General features: G+C 45.0%; 13 protein-coding genes and 1 tRNA gene. 2 read left to right on the top strand and 12 right to left on the bottom strand.

Annotated features, from left to right (window positions below; all coding sequences use genetic code 11):
• Positions 1-2: 2 nt before the first annotated feature.
• From DWW52_RS11830 to DWW52_RS11795, 8 genes are all read right to left on the bottom strand, one after another.
• Positions 3-911 carry a serine protease gene (locus DWW52_RS11830; RefSeq protein ID WP_118715949.1) on the bottom strand — a complete coding sequence of 303 codons (909 nt, stop codon included), beginning with the start codon at positions 909-911 and terminating at the stop codon, positions 3-5.
• Positions 912-947: 36 nt separating this feature from the next.
• Positions 948-2,036 carry a thioredoxin family protein gene (locus DWW52_RS11825; RefSeq protein WP_118715729.1) on the bottom strand — a complete coding sequence of 363 codons (1,089 nt, stop codon included), beginning with the start codon at positions 2,034-2,036 and terminating at the stop codon, positions 948-950.
• A gap of 61 nt (positions 2,037-2,097) precedes the next feature.
• Positions 2,098-3,681 carry a PKD-like family lipoprotein gene (locus DWW52_RS11820; RefSeq protein WP_118715728.1) on the bottom strand — a complete coding sequence of 528 codons (1,584 nt, stop codon included), beginning with the start codon at positions 3,679-3,681 and terminating at the stop codon, positions 2,098-2,100.
• Between the two features lie 19 nt (positions 3,682-3,700).
• Positions 3,701-4,525 carry a DUF4843 domain-containing protein gene (locus tag DWW52_RS11815; protein WP_118715727.1) on the bottom strand — a complete coding sequence of 275 codons (825 nt, stop codon included), beginning with the start codon at positions 4,523-4,525 and terminating at the stop codon, positions 3,701-3,703.
• Positions 4,526-4,545: 20 nt separating this feature from the next.
• Positions 4,546-5,940, bottom strand: a complete 1,395-nt coding sequence (locus tag DWW52_RS11810; protein ID WP_118715726.1) for a RagB/SusD family nutrient uptake outer membrane protein — start codon at positions 5,938-5,940, stop codon at positions 4,546-4,548.
• Positions 5,941-5,956: 16 nt separating this feature from the next.
• The gene (locus DWW52_RS11805; RefSeq protein ID WP_118715725.1) at positions 5,957-9,295 is read right to left on the bottom strand and encodes a SusC/RagA family TonB-linked outer membrane protein; all 3,339 of its coding nucleotides are present in this window, start codon (positions 9,293-9,295) and stop codon (positions 5,957-5,959) included.
• Between the two features lie 108 nt (positions 9,296-9,403).
• On the bottom strand, positions 9,404-10,570 hold the full coding sequence (locus DWW52_RS11800) for a FecR family protein (protein WP_118715724.1): 1,167 nt from the start codon (positions 10,568-10,570) through the stop codon (positions 9,404-9,406).
• Positions 10,571-10,644: 74 nt separating this feature from the next.
• Positions 10,645-11,229 (bottom strand): RNA polymerase sigma-70 factor, encoded by a 585-nt coding sequence (locus DWW52_RS11795; protein WP_118715723.1) that lies wholly within the window; start codon positions 11,227-11,229, stop codon positions 10,645-10,647.
• Positions 11,230-11,489: 260 nt separating this feature from the next.
• Here DWW52_RS11795 and DWW52_RS11790 point away from each other — a divergent pair, with 260 nt between their 5' ends.
• The gene (locus tag DWW52_RS11790; RefSeq protein ID WP_118715722.1) at positions 11,490-11,690 is read left to right on the top strand and encodes a hypothetical protein; all 201 of its coding nucleotides are present in this window, start codon (positions 11,490-11,492) and stop codon (positions 11,688-11,690) included.
• A 27-nt stretch (positions 11,691-11,717) separates the two neighbouring features.
• Here DWW52_RS11790 and DWW52_RS11785 read toward each other — a convergent pair whose 3' ends face one another.
• The 4 genes from DWW52_RS11785 to DWW52_RS11770 form a co-directional block, all read right to left on the bottom strand.
• Positions 11,718-14,042 carry a PAS domain-containing sensor histidine kinase gene (locus DWW52_RS11785; protein WP_118715721.1) on the bottom strand — a complete coding sequence of 775 codons (2,325 nt, stop codon included), beginning with the start codon at positions 14,040-14,042 and terminating at the stop codon, positions 11,718-11,720.
• 277 nt (positions 14,043-14,319) lie between these two features.
• Positions 14,320-14,796 (bottom strand): Dps family protein, encoded by a 477-nt coding sequence (locus DWW52_RS11780; RefSeq protein WP_118715720.1) that lies wholly within the window; start codon positions 14,794-14,796, stop codon positions 14,320-14,322.
• 177 nt (positions 14,797-14,973) lie between these two features.
• Complete coding sequence (locus DWW52_RS11775; RefSeq protein ID WP_118715719.1) at positions 14,974-15,918, bottom strand: energy transducer TonB; 945 nt, start codon at positions 15,916-15,918, stop codon at positions 14,974-14,976.
• A gap of 5 nt (positions 15,919-15,923) precedes the next feature.
• Positions 15,924-16,949, bottom strand: a complete 1,026-nt coding sequence (locus tag DWW52_RS11770; protein WP_118715718.1) for a radical SAM/SPASM domain-containing protein — start codon at positions 16,947-16,949, stop codon at positions 15,924-15,926.
• 229 nt (positions 16,950-17,178) lie between these two features.
• Between DWW52_RS11770 and DWW52_RS11765 the strand changes: the two genes are divergently transcribed.
• Positions 17,179-17,256: transfer RNA gene (locus tag DWW52_RS11765), tRNA-Val, on the top strand.
• Positions 17,257-17,447 lie beyond the last annotated feature (191 nt).

Raw genomic sequence — 17,447 nt, 5'->3', positions numbered from 1 at the left:
AATCATTCTCCATTTTTCCCCATCAATCGCAGGATAGAGCTCACGGGGATACACTCTTTTATCCCCATCTGGCGATCGGAGGGAGGCTGATCGACATAAAATATCGGGTGAAGACAAGAGACCATGGCGATCATGTTTCCCCGGTCGTCCATGATCGGGCCCCCGCTGGAACCTTTGGCAAAATCAGCCGTGATCTCCACCCGGTTGCCAAAAGGATTTCCGGCTTCTTTTGTAAACGTACGGGATATCCTGCCGTGCGTGTAGGTATAAGGATATCCTGCCGGGTGGGCCAAGAGATGCACGCTCGCTCCCGCCGGGAGATCACTTCCGAGGGGCATCGGGATCAATCGATCGCCCCGGGGATCAATCTTGAAAAAAGCCAGATCCCCGCTCCGGTCATAACCGAGTACCGAGGTAATTGAATACACCCTTCCCGCTTCCGTGGCCACGAACAGGAGGCTATCCCGCAAATCCAACCGGGCCGAAGTGTCGATCAGTTGCCATAGCACGTGGCAATTCGTCACGCATACCCCATCCTCCGCTAGCACGACGGCCGTCGCCCAAGGGATAATAGCTTCCGGGCGAGTCGTGGCCCGCGTATACTTGAAAACCATTAACACGCTCTCCCGTCTCTGACTAATTATTTCTTCGGGTTTCAATTTCCGCTTCCCGGCAGGACGAGGCTTTACCACCACGGGAGAACTTTCCTGCAACATCCGGGTTTCCCGTTTCAACGAGCTCATACCCTTGAATAAAGAAGCCGCACCCGGTCGTTTCAACGAGTCGAGAATAGCCCAACCCAACCGGTCATAATCCCGGTAAACCACCTCTTTTTGTGCGTGGCACCTTGCCGTCCCGAAAAGGACGACAAGTAAGCCGATGTTCAACCATTTAAAACAATATCTTTTCATCTGAAATCCATACAATAACAACATTTCCCTCCATAATTATTTTTCCAACGCGTACGGTATAAATTGCCCCAGTGAAAATTTGAATTTATCATTGGTCGTCTCCGCCAGAAGTTTCTTCGCCAAAGCCAGAATCCGGGCTTGCTGGTCAGCATTACCGTTGCGTTTGATCGTCAATGACAACGGGAAAAACACTGCCAGTAAATGTTCATGTTCAATGCGCGGGATATCCTTCTCGCATGTTGCCAATAGTTTTTCAATATCACCCCCTCGCTGAGCACGGGCTATTCCGGCAAACATTTTCAAACGTTCCTTACTCGGAAATTCATAAGCCTCCATCTCTTTCTCGATCGCATCAATAACTTCCAGCCCACTCTGACGATCTCGCCCCGTGATCATGTTTGTCAATTTCACGTCAAAAGCAGTCGCGATTTTCTCATTCACCCGTTCTTTCCCCACGCTCTTCTGGAAACGAGCGGCGTTGGCCAACAGGTACTCCATGTTCGGGGAACCTACTGGGGTCAATGCCGGATGCTCGTACACGAACCAAAAAGTCGTGTCCACCCGTTGCGCATCGTTCAGGTTCTCGATTAACAACCCGGCAATCTCCAACACCTTCGGATCATCAATCGTCAACAGAGCCTTCGCATATTTCGCCAAGAAAAACACATCCCGTTCTCCTGCTTCATATTTCCGGGTAAGCGTTCCGAGCGCCGTATCCTCGTCCAATCCTTCCGCCACCCGCTTGATAAAATCCGCAGTGGCCTCGCTTCCCCCAACAATCTTGTGCCGGACTTCCCCGTCGGGTGTCAAGATCAAGAACGTCGGGAAGGCTGAAATCCCGTATCGCTTCATGATCTCGCTTCCTTCCCCCTCTTCCGTGTTATACTTCACGCACACGAACCGGGAATTCAAGAAATCTCCCATCTCTTTTTGAGGGAATATGGTATTCGCCATGTATTTACAAGGCATGCACCACGAGGTATACGTGTCCACGAATACCAGTTTATTTCCGACTTTTGCTTTTTCCAAAGCCTTCTCCAAGGTTAATTCTTCAAAATTCGTTTGGGCAAAAGCCCCCGCTTGCAGCATGCAAAATGCCACAACAGCAAATAAAATCTTTTTCATCTTTGCAAATTTTAAATGGAAACGACTCCCGCACGCACCCTAGGGAGTCGTTCCGACAAGACTAACTATATCTATAAATATTATTGAAGAGCCTCCAATTAGAGGTATACCACAACATAAAACGCACCTTTCCTTCACCTCTCATCTCCAAATCCGGCACCAAGGTTAAACCACCATTTACAAACCAATTAAAAGAATGTATCGTGTAACCTGTCCCGGAGGAAGTTGCCACCAATAACCGGTCAAAACGACTATCATATAACGGGCCGCTCCAAGAGGATTCATTATAATCATAGTTATTCGCAATATACTTGCAATAGGTCACCTCACCCTCGAACGTGTGAATGTTCATCACGAACGTGTCGTCATCTATGTCATAGTAAGAAAGTTGGTTATCCTTGATAAAATAGATTTGGTTTCTCGTCTGATGCATCGTGTAAAAATCAGCCGTAGCAAAGGCCTCGCAACGGGACACAGGTATCGTGCGGGCAAACCGGATCGGACTGTAAGCCCCTGTATACCACTCATAAGAAGTCAACCCGTACAATAACAGATTATCCCGATCATCCTTTTTTTGCATCAAGGCATAGGCCGTCCCGTAATTTGTTAAATGTTCCGGATCGATACTCCCGTCCGTTTGTCCCATATAGATCAGATCGGCATTCATGCCGCTCGGAGAAATTCGTAACTCGTCAAGGTCCCTGTAAGCATTATCAAAATACTTTATCTCCATCACCGTGGACATGTTACTCGAAGATTGGAGTAACCCGAAAGAGGAATTCAGCTCGTCGTACACCAACATCGGGTTGCTGTATCCATAACAAACCTGGTAAGGAGCAAGATGATAATTACCCAAGAGCGCAGGCATAAAAGCCGCCGTACCTTGTTGCATCAAATGAGCCCGTCCGTCATGTATCAAGCTCGCGTTATTTGACAGCTTCATATAAGCCTCGATACTACCGGAGGCGAAATCCGGGACCTCGAAAAACAAATCCTCGTTCCTCACCAACACTTTCTCGTCAGCGACCCGATACATCAGAATCTCTTTTTCGCTCACGGGAGTCAGACACACTTGATAATTCTCGGCACTTCCCGTCTCCGGATTATACCACATATAATTATCCGTGCTAAGTACCGATACCGGCCGACCTCGCATCGGTTGACCTAAGGCCAACGACAGCACGTCGGTTGCAAATTCAGTTCCATTCGCTTGTACCAATGAAACATCCATATCCGTGTTCCCGTCCGATGTCTCTTTCAGGATCAACCAGCCCCGGTCTATCCGGGGAACAATCGTGTAGGTAAACGAGAGAAGAGACTGTATCCCCGTCTCCACGTGAGTCGCTTCTACTTGCAAGGTTACCGAACCGATCGTATCCACCCGCCACTCCAGACTGGCTTCCTCGGAGATCAATTCTGCCAATGAACCGTGATAACGATACCAGTTGTAAGTACATTCCACTTCCTCACCTCCCATCGTACACGTGGGGGTAATTTCAATCGGCTCTCCGGTTTTCACCGAACCGCTAGCAACATTCCCGATCACCAGATCCGGTAAGCGACGGATGGTGTTTTCCTTGTCATAACAAGCTGAAAACAAGAGTCCCACCACCAGGACTGTCATTAAATAATATATATATTTCATATCTTTTCTTTTTTATCATTTACCAATAAGCCACGGTGGGGAATGTCAACTCCGAATTGGGATCGTCGGGATTCTCTCTCAAAGGTGGTAATCCCTGTTCTGCCCGCTCCGCATTCTCCGCTTTTAACTCCCGGTTAAAAACATACAGATAATAGTTCCGATCATACCGATCCAAGGAATTGATCAACTCGTTATCCCAATCCTCCCCGGTCACCCGGATCATGAATTCATGCTTCACACGACTCCACGGCCCGGCAAAAAACCAATCGTCCCACGCACTCGGTTTAGAGATACAATCCGCAATTCTCAGCTCGATGTTACAATGGGCTTCATCCCCGGCCATCAAATCTTCCGAATTTACGATACGGAAAAAAAGCGTGTATGTCGTGTCGCGCAAAGACTCGTCACGTAGCACTACGACAGGGATCCGGGCTTCCAATTCTCCCGGTTCCAAAGCCAGATACCCGGCTAGTTGCCCGTCATCAAACGAAACGTAATGCACGCCCGCTTCTGCTTGACAAGGAATCACCCGCAAGATGGAGTCGATGACCAAACCATCGTCTCCATAAACGAATTGCCATTCCCGTCCCTCGTACTGTTCCAGCTTAATCCGGCTAGTTTTCTCCGGCATCAATCCCTGCGAACGTACCGTCAACCATACTGTGTCTCTCGTCAAACTCTCATCTTTCCCGACAAACGAATAACTATAAACGTTGGGATTAAGAGATGTTTCATCCAAAACAAATTGAACTCCTCTCCAACCGCTACCATAATCGGGCAACGTTTCCTCGCAGGCCACACAACAAAAGGCCACACACAAGGATAATATTAGTGCACGTATCATATAAATCGTTCCTTTCTTTATTAATTTTCAGTCGTACTTAACTCTCGTGACGGCAATGGCAGCACGTAATCGTCCACCCCGTTCGCCCGTTCGGACCAACGCATGGTCACCGTCCCCAAACGCTTATACACGTAGAACATTTGTCCCTCGCCGTAAAACTCTTTCAAGTATTCCAATTGAAGTATCCCTTCCCGGTTGGCTTCTGTCAGCTCCGTGGTCTCCAGTCCCCTGGCTGCCAAGAATTCCGTGTACGCCGTGTTTGCCTCTGTCAGGTCGGCACATTCGGCTATGATCAGGTACATTTCGGACAAGCGGATTAACGGCACGCTAAAATTCGGAGCCGGGGTCTCCGTGTCATACGAAGCCATATTGCCGTATTTATTCGGAGAGCGATTATCCCCTCTCGCCGCATACCACAACTGAGAACGAATGTCCCGGGAAGGAAACAAATCAGTTAGCCTAGCCGTCGTTTGTGAAAAGGACGGCGTATTCCCGTCCGCGACCAAATTATCCGCAAACTCTTCAAGGCTCACCCCGAACAACTGTTCCGAAGAATACAGCACCCGGTCATACCGGTTCAAATCACTCTGCGTCCCCAAAGAGAACACCTTGCTGCCACTCTCGTTGACAGCATCCCGTACTAACCGGGCATAACGCAAAGCCTCTTCACGTTCACCCAACCACAAATGCACCCGGGCCTGCAATCCCAGCACGGCGTAATAGTTCATCCGGTTCTTGCGATAAGACCCATAAGTAGACTGATATGCATTACCAGCCACGGCGGGATCCACGCGTTGCAGCAACAACTCGGCTGAATCCAAATCCGCACAAAGCTGAGTCATATAATTCCGATAATTGGAATACGGGTGATTCTCCAATTGCACGGTCAATGCGTAAGGTAAATACAAATAATTCTCGTTTACCTGAGTCGGCATCGGCCCCCACAGACGGATCAGATCAAAATGGATAAAAGCCCGTAAACCCAGGACTTCTCCCTTGTATAAATCCCGTTCCCCGCTCGATAACACGTTATCTTGGGCGTCTATATGTTCCAACAGGTTATTCGTGTTAGCAATGATCTCGTATTGATTCAGGAACAACTGGGACAACGTCTTATCCACCAGGTCAGCCCGGTAATTATGTATTACATACTCGTAGGACGTACCGCTTTGTACATTCGTGTACCACAAATTGGCCATGTATTCCGTGGCCCCAAGCACCATGACCCCGTCCGGAGAATAATTATTCCGCATCAGGACATAACAACCGGTAAGGGCATCATAAAAGCCTCCCTGTGTCTTGAACATATCCTCTTCCGTTATTTGTGTCTCCGGTTGAATCGTCAACCAATCCGAGCAACCCGACAATCCGAGTAGCACGCAGGATAGTACTAATAAATTCCTTATCTTTTTCATAAAGCGTTCAAATTAGTTAGAAGGTACATGATATTGAAAACGACGGCTTCACAGAAAAGGGATAAGCTGTTCCCCGTTCTTGCTCGATCGTGGAAAGGTACAATAGATCCATCATACTGGCTGACAGGCTTAACCGTTCCATTCCCAAGTATTTACACATCCGCCGCGGGAAATCATATTGTATGTTGATATTCCGCCAGATAAAAGTCGATTCGTCCATCACGAAACGATCGATTGCCGGGGTATTCTGAGTATTTGCCAACCCTTTGTAACGGGTCACGTCACCCGGTTTTTCCCAACGTTCGGTCAATACACGCTTATCGACATTCACCTGCGGATAGGCATTCTCCACTTTATTCAATAAGGTAGAGTTCAATTTTTGGCCACCTAACCGCAACTCGAAACCGGTATTCACCGAAAACGATTTATAACGGAACATCGTGCTGAAACGAGCGTTCACTTTCGGCACTTCGTTACCGACCTTATACTTGGCACGTACATCAAGAGTCGAAGAGACCCGCCCGTTACGATCCACGTAAAGCACCTCTCCCGTGGCAACATCTACTCCCGGCGAAATATGCGCGTATATGGCATCCATTGATTCTCCTTCCCGGTATTGTAAATAAGTGCTGGAGGCACTTTGGTTATTCACGTCATCCTCAATCTGGCGTTTCATCTCATCGGAAAGCGACACGATCTTGTTCTCGTTCCAAGACATGGCTCCCCGTACCGACCACATGATATTCTGGTTCCGCAACAAATTTACGGAAAGATTCAACTCTCCACCCACGTTCCGAAGTGTCCCGACATTCTCCATATAGCTTGAAAACCCGTGTGAATAGGTTAACCCCACGCTTGAGATGTAATTTTTTGTCTCCTTCCGGTAATAGTTACCCTGAATAGACAAAATCTCGTTGAACAAGGTCAGGTCCAGACCTATATTATGCTGGTAGGTATCCTGCCAACGCAGCTTCTCGTTCCCGATACCCATCAGCGTGGCTCCCATATCGCCATTATACCGCTGATCCCGGTCGTACTCGTACGTCGTCAAAGCCTGGTAAGGGTTACTCGGCAGAGCACTGGTTACCCCGTAAGAATAGCGCAAACGCAGCAAATTCATCCAAGGTAAGTTTTCTTGAACGAAGTTCTCCTGACTAATCGTATAACCGAAACCCAAAGACCAGAACGGAGCAAAACGATTCAAGGAACCAAAGGAAGAAGACCCGTCCAAACGATAAGAGAAATCGACGAAGTAACGGCTGTCATAATTATAGTTACCTGTCGCCGTGAATCCCACCCGACGGCTCTGCGTGTCGGTGGCCGTCGGACGCTCGGTGGCAAAGCCCGCCGCATTGGAAATATCGGTCAGTTTATCGTTAGCGAACCCCCTCACCCATAAAGAATAACCTAAACTTTTCGTGTCGTACAAACTCCCGTCCAATCCGACAAACACGCTATGTCGTCCGAACGTATTGCCGTAACTAGTCGTAAGCCCCAATTGCCACGAACGCATCTCGCGATATCCCCAAGTATAACTTCCCATAGCATCGGGATCCGACGTGTTATTAAACTCATTACTGGATTTCGGGACAAAACGGTCTTCCCGATCCGTTTGACTGGTATACCCGAAATTCGTGGATAATTTCAACCCTTTCGCAACATCCCACTCGACACGGAAGGTATTTCTTATATTAGTATATTTATCTTTGTCGAACTTGTTGATAGACCCTTCCCACAAGGGATTCGCAATAGGCGACGTACTCGTGGAAGAACCGAACGTCGTGAAAGATTTCACTAATCGCCCTTCTTCATCGTAAGGATTCCAATAAGGATTCAACGAAACGTAATCAGAAAAGGTCCCGTACGGACTATCTTCGGAATTATTCATTCCCAAAGAAAAAGTATTCATAAAACGGAATTGTCTGAGCAAATAACTAATACTTAACGTCCCGTTAAAATTATTCCGATAAGATCCTTTCATAGCTCCCGCCACACCATTGTATGACAAATTCATCGTGTAACGGAATTGCTCGTCGCCACCCCCGAAATCCAAGTTATAATTCTGCCCGACACCCGTCCGTACCGGTTTACCGATCCAATAAGTATCTACCCCCTCGGCTATCGCTCTCACGTTCTGTCTATACAATTCCATGCGTTCCGCACTATTATACAATCCCGCACGCACCTCCAAATCCAACTTTTCCTGCGCATCCAACAAATTATAGCTGGACAAATCGGGAATCTCCACGTTCAATCCTGCAGAAACGGAAACCCGCAATTTACCTTGACGAGGTTTCGTCGAAGTAATTACCACCACCCCGTTCGCTCCCCGTGAACCGTAGAGCGCCGTGGAACTCGCATCTTTCAATATCGTCACCGATTCAACGTCCGACGGGTTCAGGTCCATCACCCGCTCCAACGTTACCTCGAAACCGTCCAGCACAAACAACGGTTGGTTCAACTCGGCACGGGCATACGTCTGCAAGTTCGTGATGTCCGGCAACCCGGAAATACCCCGAATCTGAATCTCCGGCAACACGTTCGGATTCGACCCGTACGTGTTACTTTCCCGGATCACGAAAGCCGGGTCGATATTATTCAATGTCTGCAACAGATTCCGGTTACCGTAATTCATGATATCCTCTTTGGTAATATAAGTCACCGCACCCGTGAAACTCTCTTTCGGCTTGTTGAAGATACCCGTCACCACCACCTCGTCTATCTCTGCCATATCATTCTTCATCACGATCATCAACGGTTTGTTATCCTTTTTTAGTGCAATTTCTTGCTTCTGGTAGCCCACGAACGAGAAGATTAACACGAGACCATCCCGCTTCGGTAAATCGAAATCGAACTTACCCTCGACATTGGTCGTAAAACCTAGCGTTGTTCCTTTCACTTGAATCGTCACTCCCGGCAAGGTCATCCCGTCCACATCCTTCACGGTACCTGTCACCGTGATTTTCTTCAATGTATCAGCAACAGCCAGCGGACGCACGTAGTGAATCACTACGAAATTGTCGTTAATCTCGAATTTCACGTCATACCCCTTGAATATCATCCGCAAGGCATCTTCCAGCGAGACATCGGCGAAGTTTACGTTTACCCGTTTCGACACGTCGATCTTCGAGTTGCTATAAAAGAAATCCATCTTCGTCGATTCGGAAATCTTGTTCAAGACCTGTTCGATCGTGGCATCCTTCATTTTCAAGTTAATATGGGCCGTTTGCGAATATACCGCAGCCGATACATGCATCACGCACACTAAACATAAAATCCCTGTTATTCGCATGATTAATAGAAATTTTTTTAGCCATCTGGGGGGATAAAGCCCCAAATCACGATTTTTTTTCATACATTTGTTTTTTAAGGTTTATAATAGCCTTGTCCTCTATCGCCAAATGTCGGGCAAAGCTGTTAACTTTATCAAGTACCGGGAGAGTCTCTACACTTTTCCGGTATTTTATTCTTCCGAGATTACAATAGTTTTATTTTTCACGCTAAACCGGACCTGACTTGTCTTCTCGATCATCCGGATCAAATCCTCCAGCGGTTTGAATTTCATGATCGCCCCGGTAAAGCGAACTTTCTTCACGTTTTCATTACTAAAGAATATTTGCACGTCATACCAACGGGAAATCTGTTTCGCGATCTCTTCGAGTTCCGTGTTATTAAACATGAACTTGCCATCAATCCACGAAGTGTATAAACGCACATTTACTTCCCGTTTTTCCAACTCGCTTTCCTTGCCGTAAGCTTGTTCTCCGGGCGCTAATCGAATGGTTTGTTGTTCGCCCGAAAAGACTTCCACGCTACCGTTTACCAGCGTGGCGGAAACCACCTCGTTGTCCTCGTAGGCATTCACGTTGAAACGGGTCCCCAATACTTTCACATCCATACGGGCCGTCTCCACGATAAAAGGTTTCTTGTCATCGTGAGCCACGTCAAAGAATGCTTCCCCGGATAGGGTCACCCTTCTCTCGGCTCCCGTGAAATACGGTGGGAATGTCAATTTAGAAGCTGAATTTAACCACACTCTTGTCCCGTCAGCCAATATGATCTGATACTCTCCCCCTTTGGGAATAATCAATTCGTTATTTTTATCCACATCCGAAACCGCAATCGAATCATTCGGGGAATAACGTAACAAACGATTGGAATCCATTTCAATCCGGACATCTGTCCCTTGGGCTATCAATGAACTTTTCATCGTACTATCCAGAAGCACGGTTTCCCCATCCAACAGTTTCAATATAGCCCGTTCAGTCCCCGGGGTGGAAATTGCACTAAACTGACGGTGTTCCACCACTTGCTCCCGTTTCAATCCCTGCCATAATCCCAGTGCTATCCCTAAAGGCACGATTAAAATAGCGACATATTTCCACCAGCCCCGGAATACGACCTTCTTACCCCTGTTTCCTTTCAGACGTTTCAGGACATTCTCGGTATCCGGAGTGAAATTCCGATGCAATAACTTGGCCTGATCCCGGATTTTTTTCACCTCGGCAAACACTTTTTCGTGTTCCACGTCTTCCGACAACCAGTTTGAAAGTTCCAGTTCTTCTTCCGAAGACAACATGTTCTCCAGCTTCCCAGAAATCAATTCATATATTCGATCATCTATTTTCATTCTTCACTTTTTATATAGAGTACTTCGGAAATGAAAAACGGGGTGAAGAAAAAACAGATTTTTTTCAAAAGAAATTAATTTTCTTTGGTTCCGAAGAGTAATAAAAGCAAAAAGAATTGATCTTGTCGTAATTTTTCCCTTAAAGTTTTGTAGGCAATTTTCATTTGTGTTTTTACCGTGTTGACCGAAATATCCAAAGAGTTAGCCACATCCTTGTATTTCATATCTTCCAGAACGACCAGCTTAAAAACGATCTTGCATTGCACAGGCAAATTGTCGATCTCCTTCCACAGACGATTCAATTCGGGAGTGTCAAACTCGATCACCTCTTCCGGAGTTTCCAAGTTTTGCTTTACCACCTCCAGATCAACACGTTCCCGCTTATTTTTCAAGAATGTAAAACAAGCATTACGTACAGCAACAAACAAATAACTATCTATAGATTCCCCCTCGTCGATACGTGTGTTTTTTTTCCATATTTTTTCAAAAACCTCCTGCACGATATCTTCCGCCACGTCAAAATGGATCACGAAAGTAGCGGCAAAACGGCACAAGTTTTTATAGCGAGTCCTGAAAAGGTAATCAAAAGCAACTTCTTTCCCTTCTTTCAACTCTCTCGTCAACACCTCGATATCGCTATATCTTTGATAATCTGCCATAATTCCACTCTAACAAGACAAAATATTTGTTACCTGAAACCACGAATCATCTTAATCCGGTTGATTTCTCAAAAATAATAAAATCCTGAAACAAAACTCTTGTTTTCCCATTACTTTTGTTCCTTGCAATTTTATCAACACAAATATGACCAAAGAAAAATGGCAAGACCATATCGCCATTCTGATGACCAACGTCATCTTTGGATTGAACACCCCGATCGCCCCAAAACGCTATATTACGTCTTTCTTATATCGTCATCATGGCCACGGGTGTCGCTTATTTACTTGTACCGATCGTCCTCAAACGCATTCGTCTCACTACGGTCTTCATGTACAATAACACCCAACTTAGCATCACTTCGATCGTGGAGATCCTGATCAAGCAAGATTATTTCACGTGGGATAAACCCGTTGCCGCCCTACTTGTTTTCCTTAGCGTATACTTTGGTAACACAGAGTAAATCACAGGCGGAATTAGAACAACAGCATTAATTAGATTCCGGTTTTACAGGTAAGGTAAACCAGAACGTACTTCCTTTCGTCTCTTCGGATGTCACCCCGATTTCCCCTCCTAATTTATGAACGATTGTCTGACAGATCGCCAACCCCAATCCCGTACCGTTGGCAAAACTATCCAACTTGACGAAACGCTTGAATATCTCGGATTGCTTTTCCGCGGGGATACCCTTCCCCGTATCGGAAACGAAAAAGCGCAATCCTCCCTCTTGCACCTCGTAACCGAAATGGATATATCCTTTCGTCGTGAACTTGAGCGCATTATTTAAGAAATTCGATATCACCTGCATCACCCGATTCTTTTCCGTGTAAATAACACAGTTTTCAACCTGAGAAGTAAAAGCAATTTCAACTTCAGGAAATTCAATCATCTTCTGGTGATAACTTATTTCCAATCCTCTTAACATCTCGTTGATATCAACTGTATCATAAATAAATTCCAGAGTACCAGCCTCTATTTTGGATAAATCCAGGATATCACTGATCAACTGCAACAACAATTCATTATTACGATTAATAATCGTCATGTATTCCTCCCGATCTTTCGGATCATCAGTGGTTACAAGCAATTCACTGAATCCCACAATAGCATTCAACGGGGTCCGAATCTCGTGACTCATGTTGGAAAGAAACATTGATTTCAATTTATCGGACATTTCTGCCGCTTCTTTAGCCCGTTTCCACTCGTTTGCAACCCTTATACGCTCGGAAATATCTTCGTATTTCAAAACCACTCCCCGGATATTTCCATTCCCTTTTATATCATAAACAGGAGTAGCCGTGATTTCCACCGACAAGCCGTCTTCAAAAGTAACTTCTTTCATTTCCCGTTTTCCGGTCTCCAACGCTCTCTGCATCACACATCCGGGGCAAGGAGAATCCCGATGCATGACACTCTTGTAACAACATAACCCCGCCTTATACTTACCCGCCAAAGGATGAACAGAGTAACTCGCCAGATTTTCCCACTCGATCATGTAATCCGGGCGGAGATAAACCAACCCGTTATTCGAGTGGTTCAAAATAAGTTGATTAATCTCTTGTACTTTCTCAATGTTTTGCTTCGCCTCCATCAACGTTTTCTCATACAACTTATTCTCTGTTATATTCCGTAGCGTGCCGACAATGCGGAGGGGGGCCCCAGAAACATCCCGTTTCTCTACCGCCAGATAAAGATCATAATATTCATCATATTGCCCCAAAGCATCGTAACGAATGTCTTTATGTAGATTATCTATTCTCCCGTTTTTAATATCGTCAAAGCCTCGTGCAACCTCTTTCCGTTCCTCCGGATGTATATCGGCAATAACCTCCAAAGAAGTTAAACCATCCCGGTCTTTACGAAATCCTCTGTTTACTTCCTTAAATTCCGGAAATTTTATCCGGATAATATCACTCTCCAAATCCCAGATCACGGGAACCGTGTTGGTTACCGAGAATGCCATTTGTAATTGTTGATTCACTTCCTGAAGCTGGTCCTGTATTCGAATGAGATCAGTAATATCCCACCGTGTTGCCAGCAACCAATGGTGCACGTCATTAGACACCACGTTTTTGTTCACGATAGAAACATGCTTTTCTTCATCGGGAGTCACGTAGACCTCCTGTTTTTGGTAAGAACCACCCTCTTCAATAATCTTGAAATCAACATCCCGGTAATGTTCTCCCCGTTCTTTTCCGTACACCTCGATATCATTTTTTCCGATAATCTCTTTCCGCGTATACCCACCTTGCAATTCACATTGCTTGTTCCAGAAAACGTATTTCAGATCATCATCAATATCTTTTATAATCAAAGGCATCGGCATATTATCCAGTACGGCATTCAACAATCGCTGATTTTGCTCGATCGCTGTTTCACTTTTCTTACGTTCCGTGATATCCCGCTCGAAACAAGCTACCAAATTTTCTTGCACACGCCTGAAACGCCCCTCGTAACAAGTCGTCCGCCCTTCTATCGTAACCGCGTACTCCACCTCGCGTACCTCATCCGAGACCAACGCTTCCCGCAAAGTAGCGAGCACTGCATCCACGAACGGTGGATCCACGCAATCCCGCAAATTTCTACCGATCAACATTTCGATCGGCAAAGAGAGCTTGACAGGATCAGCATTATAAATTTTCCGTATATAAAATTGATTGTCTACCATGAAAATCATGTCGGGGACTGAAGCTATAATTTTTTCCGACATACTATCTTCCGCATTATTTCGCGGAGAAGAGTTTTTTCTCTTACGAGAAAAAAAGAACACGAGGTTTCCAAAGATAATCACTCCTGCGATAATATACCCCCACATAGCTATATGATTTAAAATTAATGCAATATTGCACAAAGATAGTAATAATAAATCATCAAGCAATCCCCACACAAGAGTATCTAGCCCGAACACCTTTAAAAGGTTCAGCCTTTAAATCAAACATTTAACATATCAATAATAAAGACAAAAGGATACTTTACAAACCAAAACGAAAAGTGTTTTTTCACGTTTACCACGAGGCGTATATTTCAAAATAAACAACAAGGCCGCCCGAATAAATCGAACGGCCCCATTCTGTACAAATTAAAACTTAAACTTATTCACTTAAATATGCACGTAACATCCATAGATTCTTTTCTTGCTCCGAGATATACGGGTTAATCATATCTTGAGTTCCATCATCACCAACTTCAGCAGCTAATGCCAGTATTTCCCGCTCTTTTCGGATCAATATGCCCAAATTCCCCACAATCTCTTTCACGCAACTCTTTCCGTCGGAAACTCCCGTTACCTCCTTGATTTCAGCCTGTTTCATATAAGCGGAATACGAGTGTAACGGGGTTCCTTCCAACGTAAGCACGCGTTCTGCAATCTCGTCCACTTTCTCGATAGCGTCATTATAATATTCTTCAAACTTAGCATGCAACTCGAAGAAATTACTTCCTTTCACGTTCCAGTGGAAACCTCTCAAGTTTTGATAAAATATCTGGTAATTTGCCAACAAATCGTTCAGGTGACTTACTAACTCTTTTGACTTCTCTACGTCTAATCCGATTAAATTCAGTGTTTTCATATTATTTGATTTTTTTATTATTATTCTCTTCATTTTCTTGATACAAATGTAAAAGATACAACAATATAAATCAAATCAATTGTTTTTATAATATTATATATTCAAATTATAATAATTGCAAATCAACATATTACATCCAAGAATCGGTCTGTTTTACAATAAAAATATTTCACGATATTATTTTCCCATACTAAATTGAACCGGAACCGTGTAGGAAACCCTTACTTTTTTACCTCTTTGTTTTGCCGGTTCCCAGCGAGGTAATGCCTCCACGACCCGAATAGCTTCCGCATCAAGCAAGGGATGAACCCCACGCATGACTTTCACGTTTGTCACCAAACCTGTCGTGTCGATCACGAATGAAACAAAAACCTTCCCCTCTATCTTCTGTTTCCTTGCCTCTTCGGGATATTTCAAGCGTTCAGCAATGTAAGTTGAAAGAGAGTTATAAGGAAAAACCGGCATTTCTTCCGTCACGTAACAGAATATGTCGTTTTTATCAACAACAGAATCCCGCCGTAAACTATCCAACATTTCACGGGAGAAATGGACCGGAACCGTATAAGAAACCCGTATTGACATCCCGTATTGTCTACCTGGCTTCCACTTCGGCATATTAGAAATTACCCTTACGGCTTCCGCATCTAAAAGCGGATGTACTTGACGAGCAACCTTTACGCTATCCACCCGTCCATCCTTTTCTATAGTGAAATGCACGAAAACTTTACCCGTAACACCTTTTCTAACAGCTTCAGGCGGATAATTCAAGTGACCACTAATATATTTCTGAACATTCCCAGCGGGAAAAACCGGCATATCCTCTATTACCATATAACACAATATCTCTTCTTCTCTTTCTCTAACCGTGTCGACACGCGACTCCTCCATTGAATTCATGCGTACAAAATATTCCATTCCATGATTATCACTACTAGTTTCGGAGAAAAAAACAGATTCTCTTTCTGCCGCTCGTCCCTCCTTGCTTTCCCCGATTCCCAAGATCACCAGAGCAGTCCCGAAAAAGAGTTTTCCATCATTTATCCATTTCCGGTTCCACCGAATTGACAATCGATTCAACAACCGATATAACGTCCGACACGTCACTTTACGCAAAACATTCATAACAATTAAATAAATGGTTCCAGCATCTGTTCTTTCACAACGGGATCAACGTCTTTCAGTGATCCCCCGAGTTGCTCGGCTGCCGCCCGACAGCCTCCGTGACACGCCTCCCATTTCCGACATTCTTTACAGGCTTCCACCCTGGTCTCCTCCCAAGAAGTCGTATAGTCCGAAAACAGTATCTCCGATAACTCTTGATGATAAACATTTCCCGCAATAACGGGAGAATGGTTACACAAGCGTACATTCCCGACAATATCAAACGTCAACGGCCGACGATAAACATCAAAAGAGCAATTTCCGAAACAGATATGCGGGTAATCCCCCGGATCGAGCAAACAATGTGGGGTACACACGCCAGAAACAACATCCAACTCCCGCTGACCGACCAACGTATCAATATCATGAAAGACTTCCCGCAAAGCATCCCGATCAACAGAGAGACTCTCGCCATGATTCAATCCCTCGCCCCCGATATTATAACGATTGATCATGAACCGACGCAATCCCATGTGGGATAATTCCTCGACACACTCCCGCACGTAAGCATAATTTGTTTTCGTGATCACGATCACGGGGACCACCTCCCGCCCCTGTTCAAGCATAAATTTCATAGCCGTCATCATACGCTCCCACGATCCCTCCACCCCCGTGATCCGGTCATGAATCTCCGGGCGAAACGAGAGTACGGAAAACTCCATCAAATCCACCTTTAATGCCGCTAACTGATCATAAACCGACAACGGGCCATTCCCGTTCGTGATCACGGTAACTTTCACCCCATTCACCTTGGCATGTAACACCAACTCGATAAACCGCTCGCTAATCGTGGGCTCTCCTCCCGTAAATACCACTCTCTTTACCATTGTTTTCCGAATTAGATGATCCAGCAAAGCAAAGGCTTTCCGATAAGAATTAAACCGTTCCGCTTGTTTTCCTGTTTGTTTCCACCAGTTATAACAGTGTTCACAGCGCAAATTACACTCAGTGGTTAATTCAATAATGGCGTGATTCAAATATTCCTTTTTCATGATCCTCGTTATTCTCCACAAGTATATTAAAAAAAACAAGCACAAACAACTATTTCAGATTTTCTCTCTAAAATAACCTAAAATCAACTCCACCAAGGCATAAACCTCTTTTTCTCCCCCTGAATATATTATCAGGAAAACAACATTTATTCTTTTTTGAAAAAAAATCATCCATTCTTTTGCAGAATACAAAAAATGCACTACATTTGCATCCGCAATCAAGCAACACGGGCGCTTAGCTCAGCTGGTTCAGAGCATCTGGTTTACACCCAGAGGGTCGGGGGTTCGAATCCCTCAGCGCCCACCACTTGAACGCCACGAGGCGACAAGAAAATGACAAACAACCTGTAAATTAGAGATTTACAGGTTGTTTTCTTTTATCCCTTTGACTACTTCCGACTCTAAAATGCCAATCTCGTTACTAACGGAGTAACCTAAAAAGTAACCTCTAACTAATTTTGAAAAAATAGGTTACTCTTTGGCAAAAAGGTGTCAAAA

It is taken from the genome of Odoribacter sp. AF15-53 (assembly GCF_003479425.1).
Classification (GTDB): Bacteria; Bacteroidota; Bacteroidia; order Bacteroidales; family Marinifilaceae; genus Butyricimonas.
This window is presented reverse-complemented; position numbering and strand designations above follow the sequence as displayed.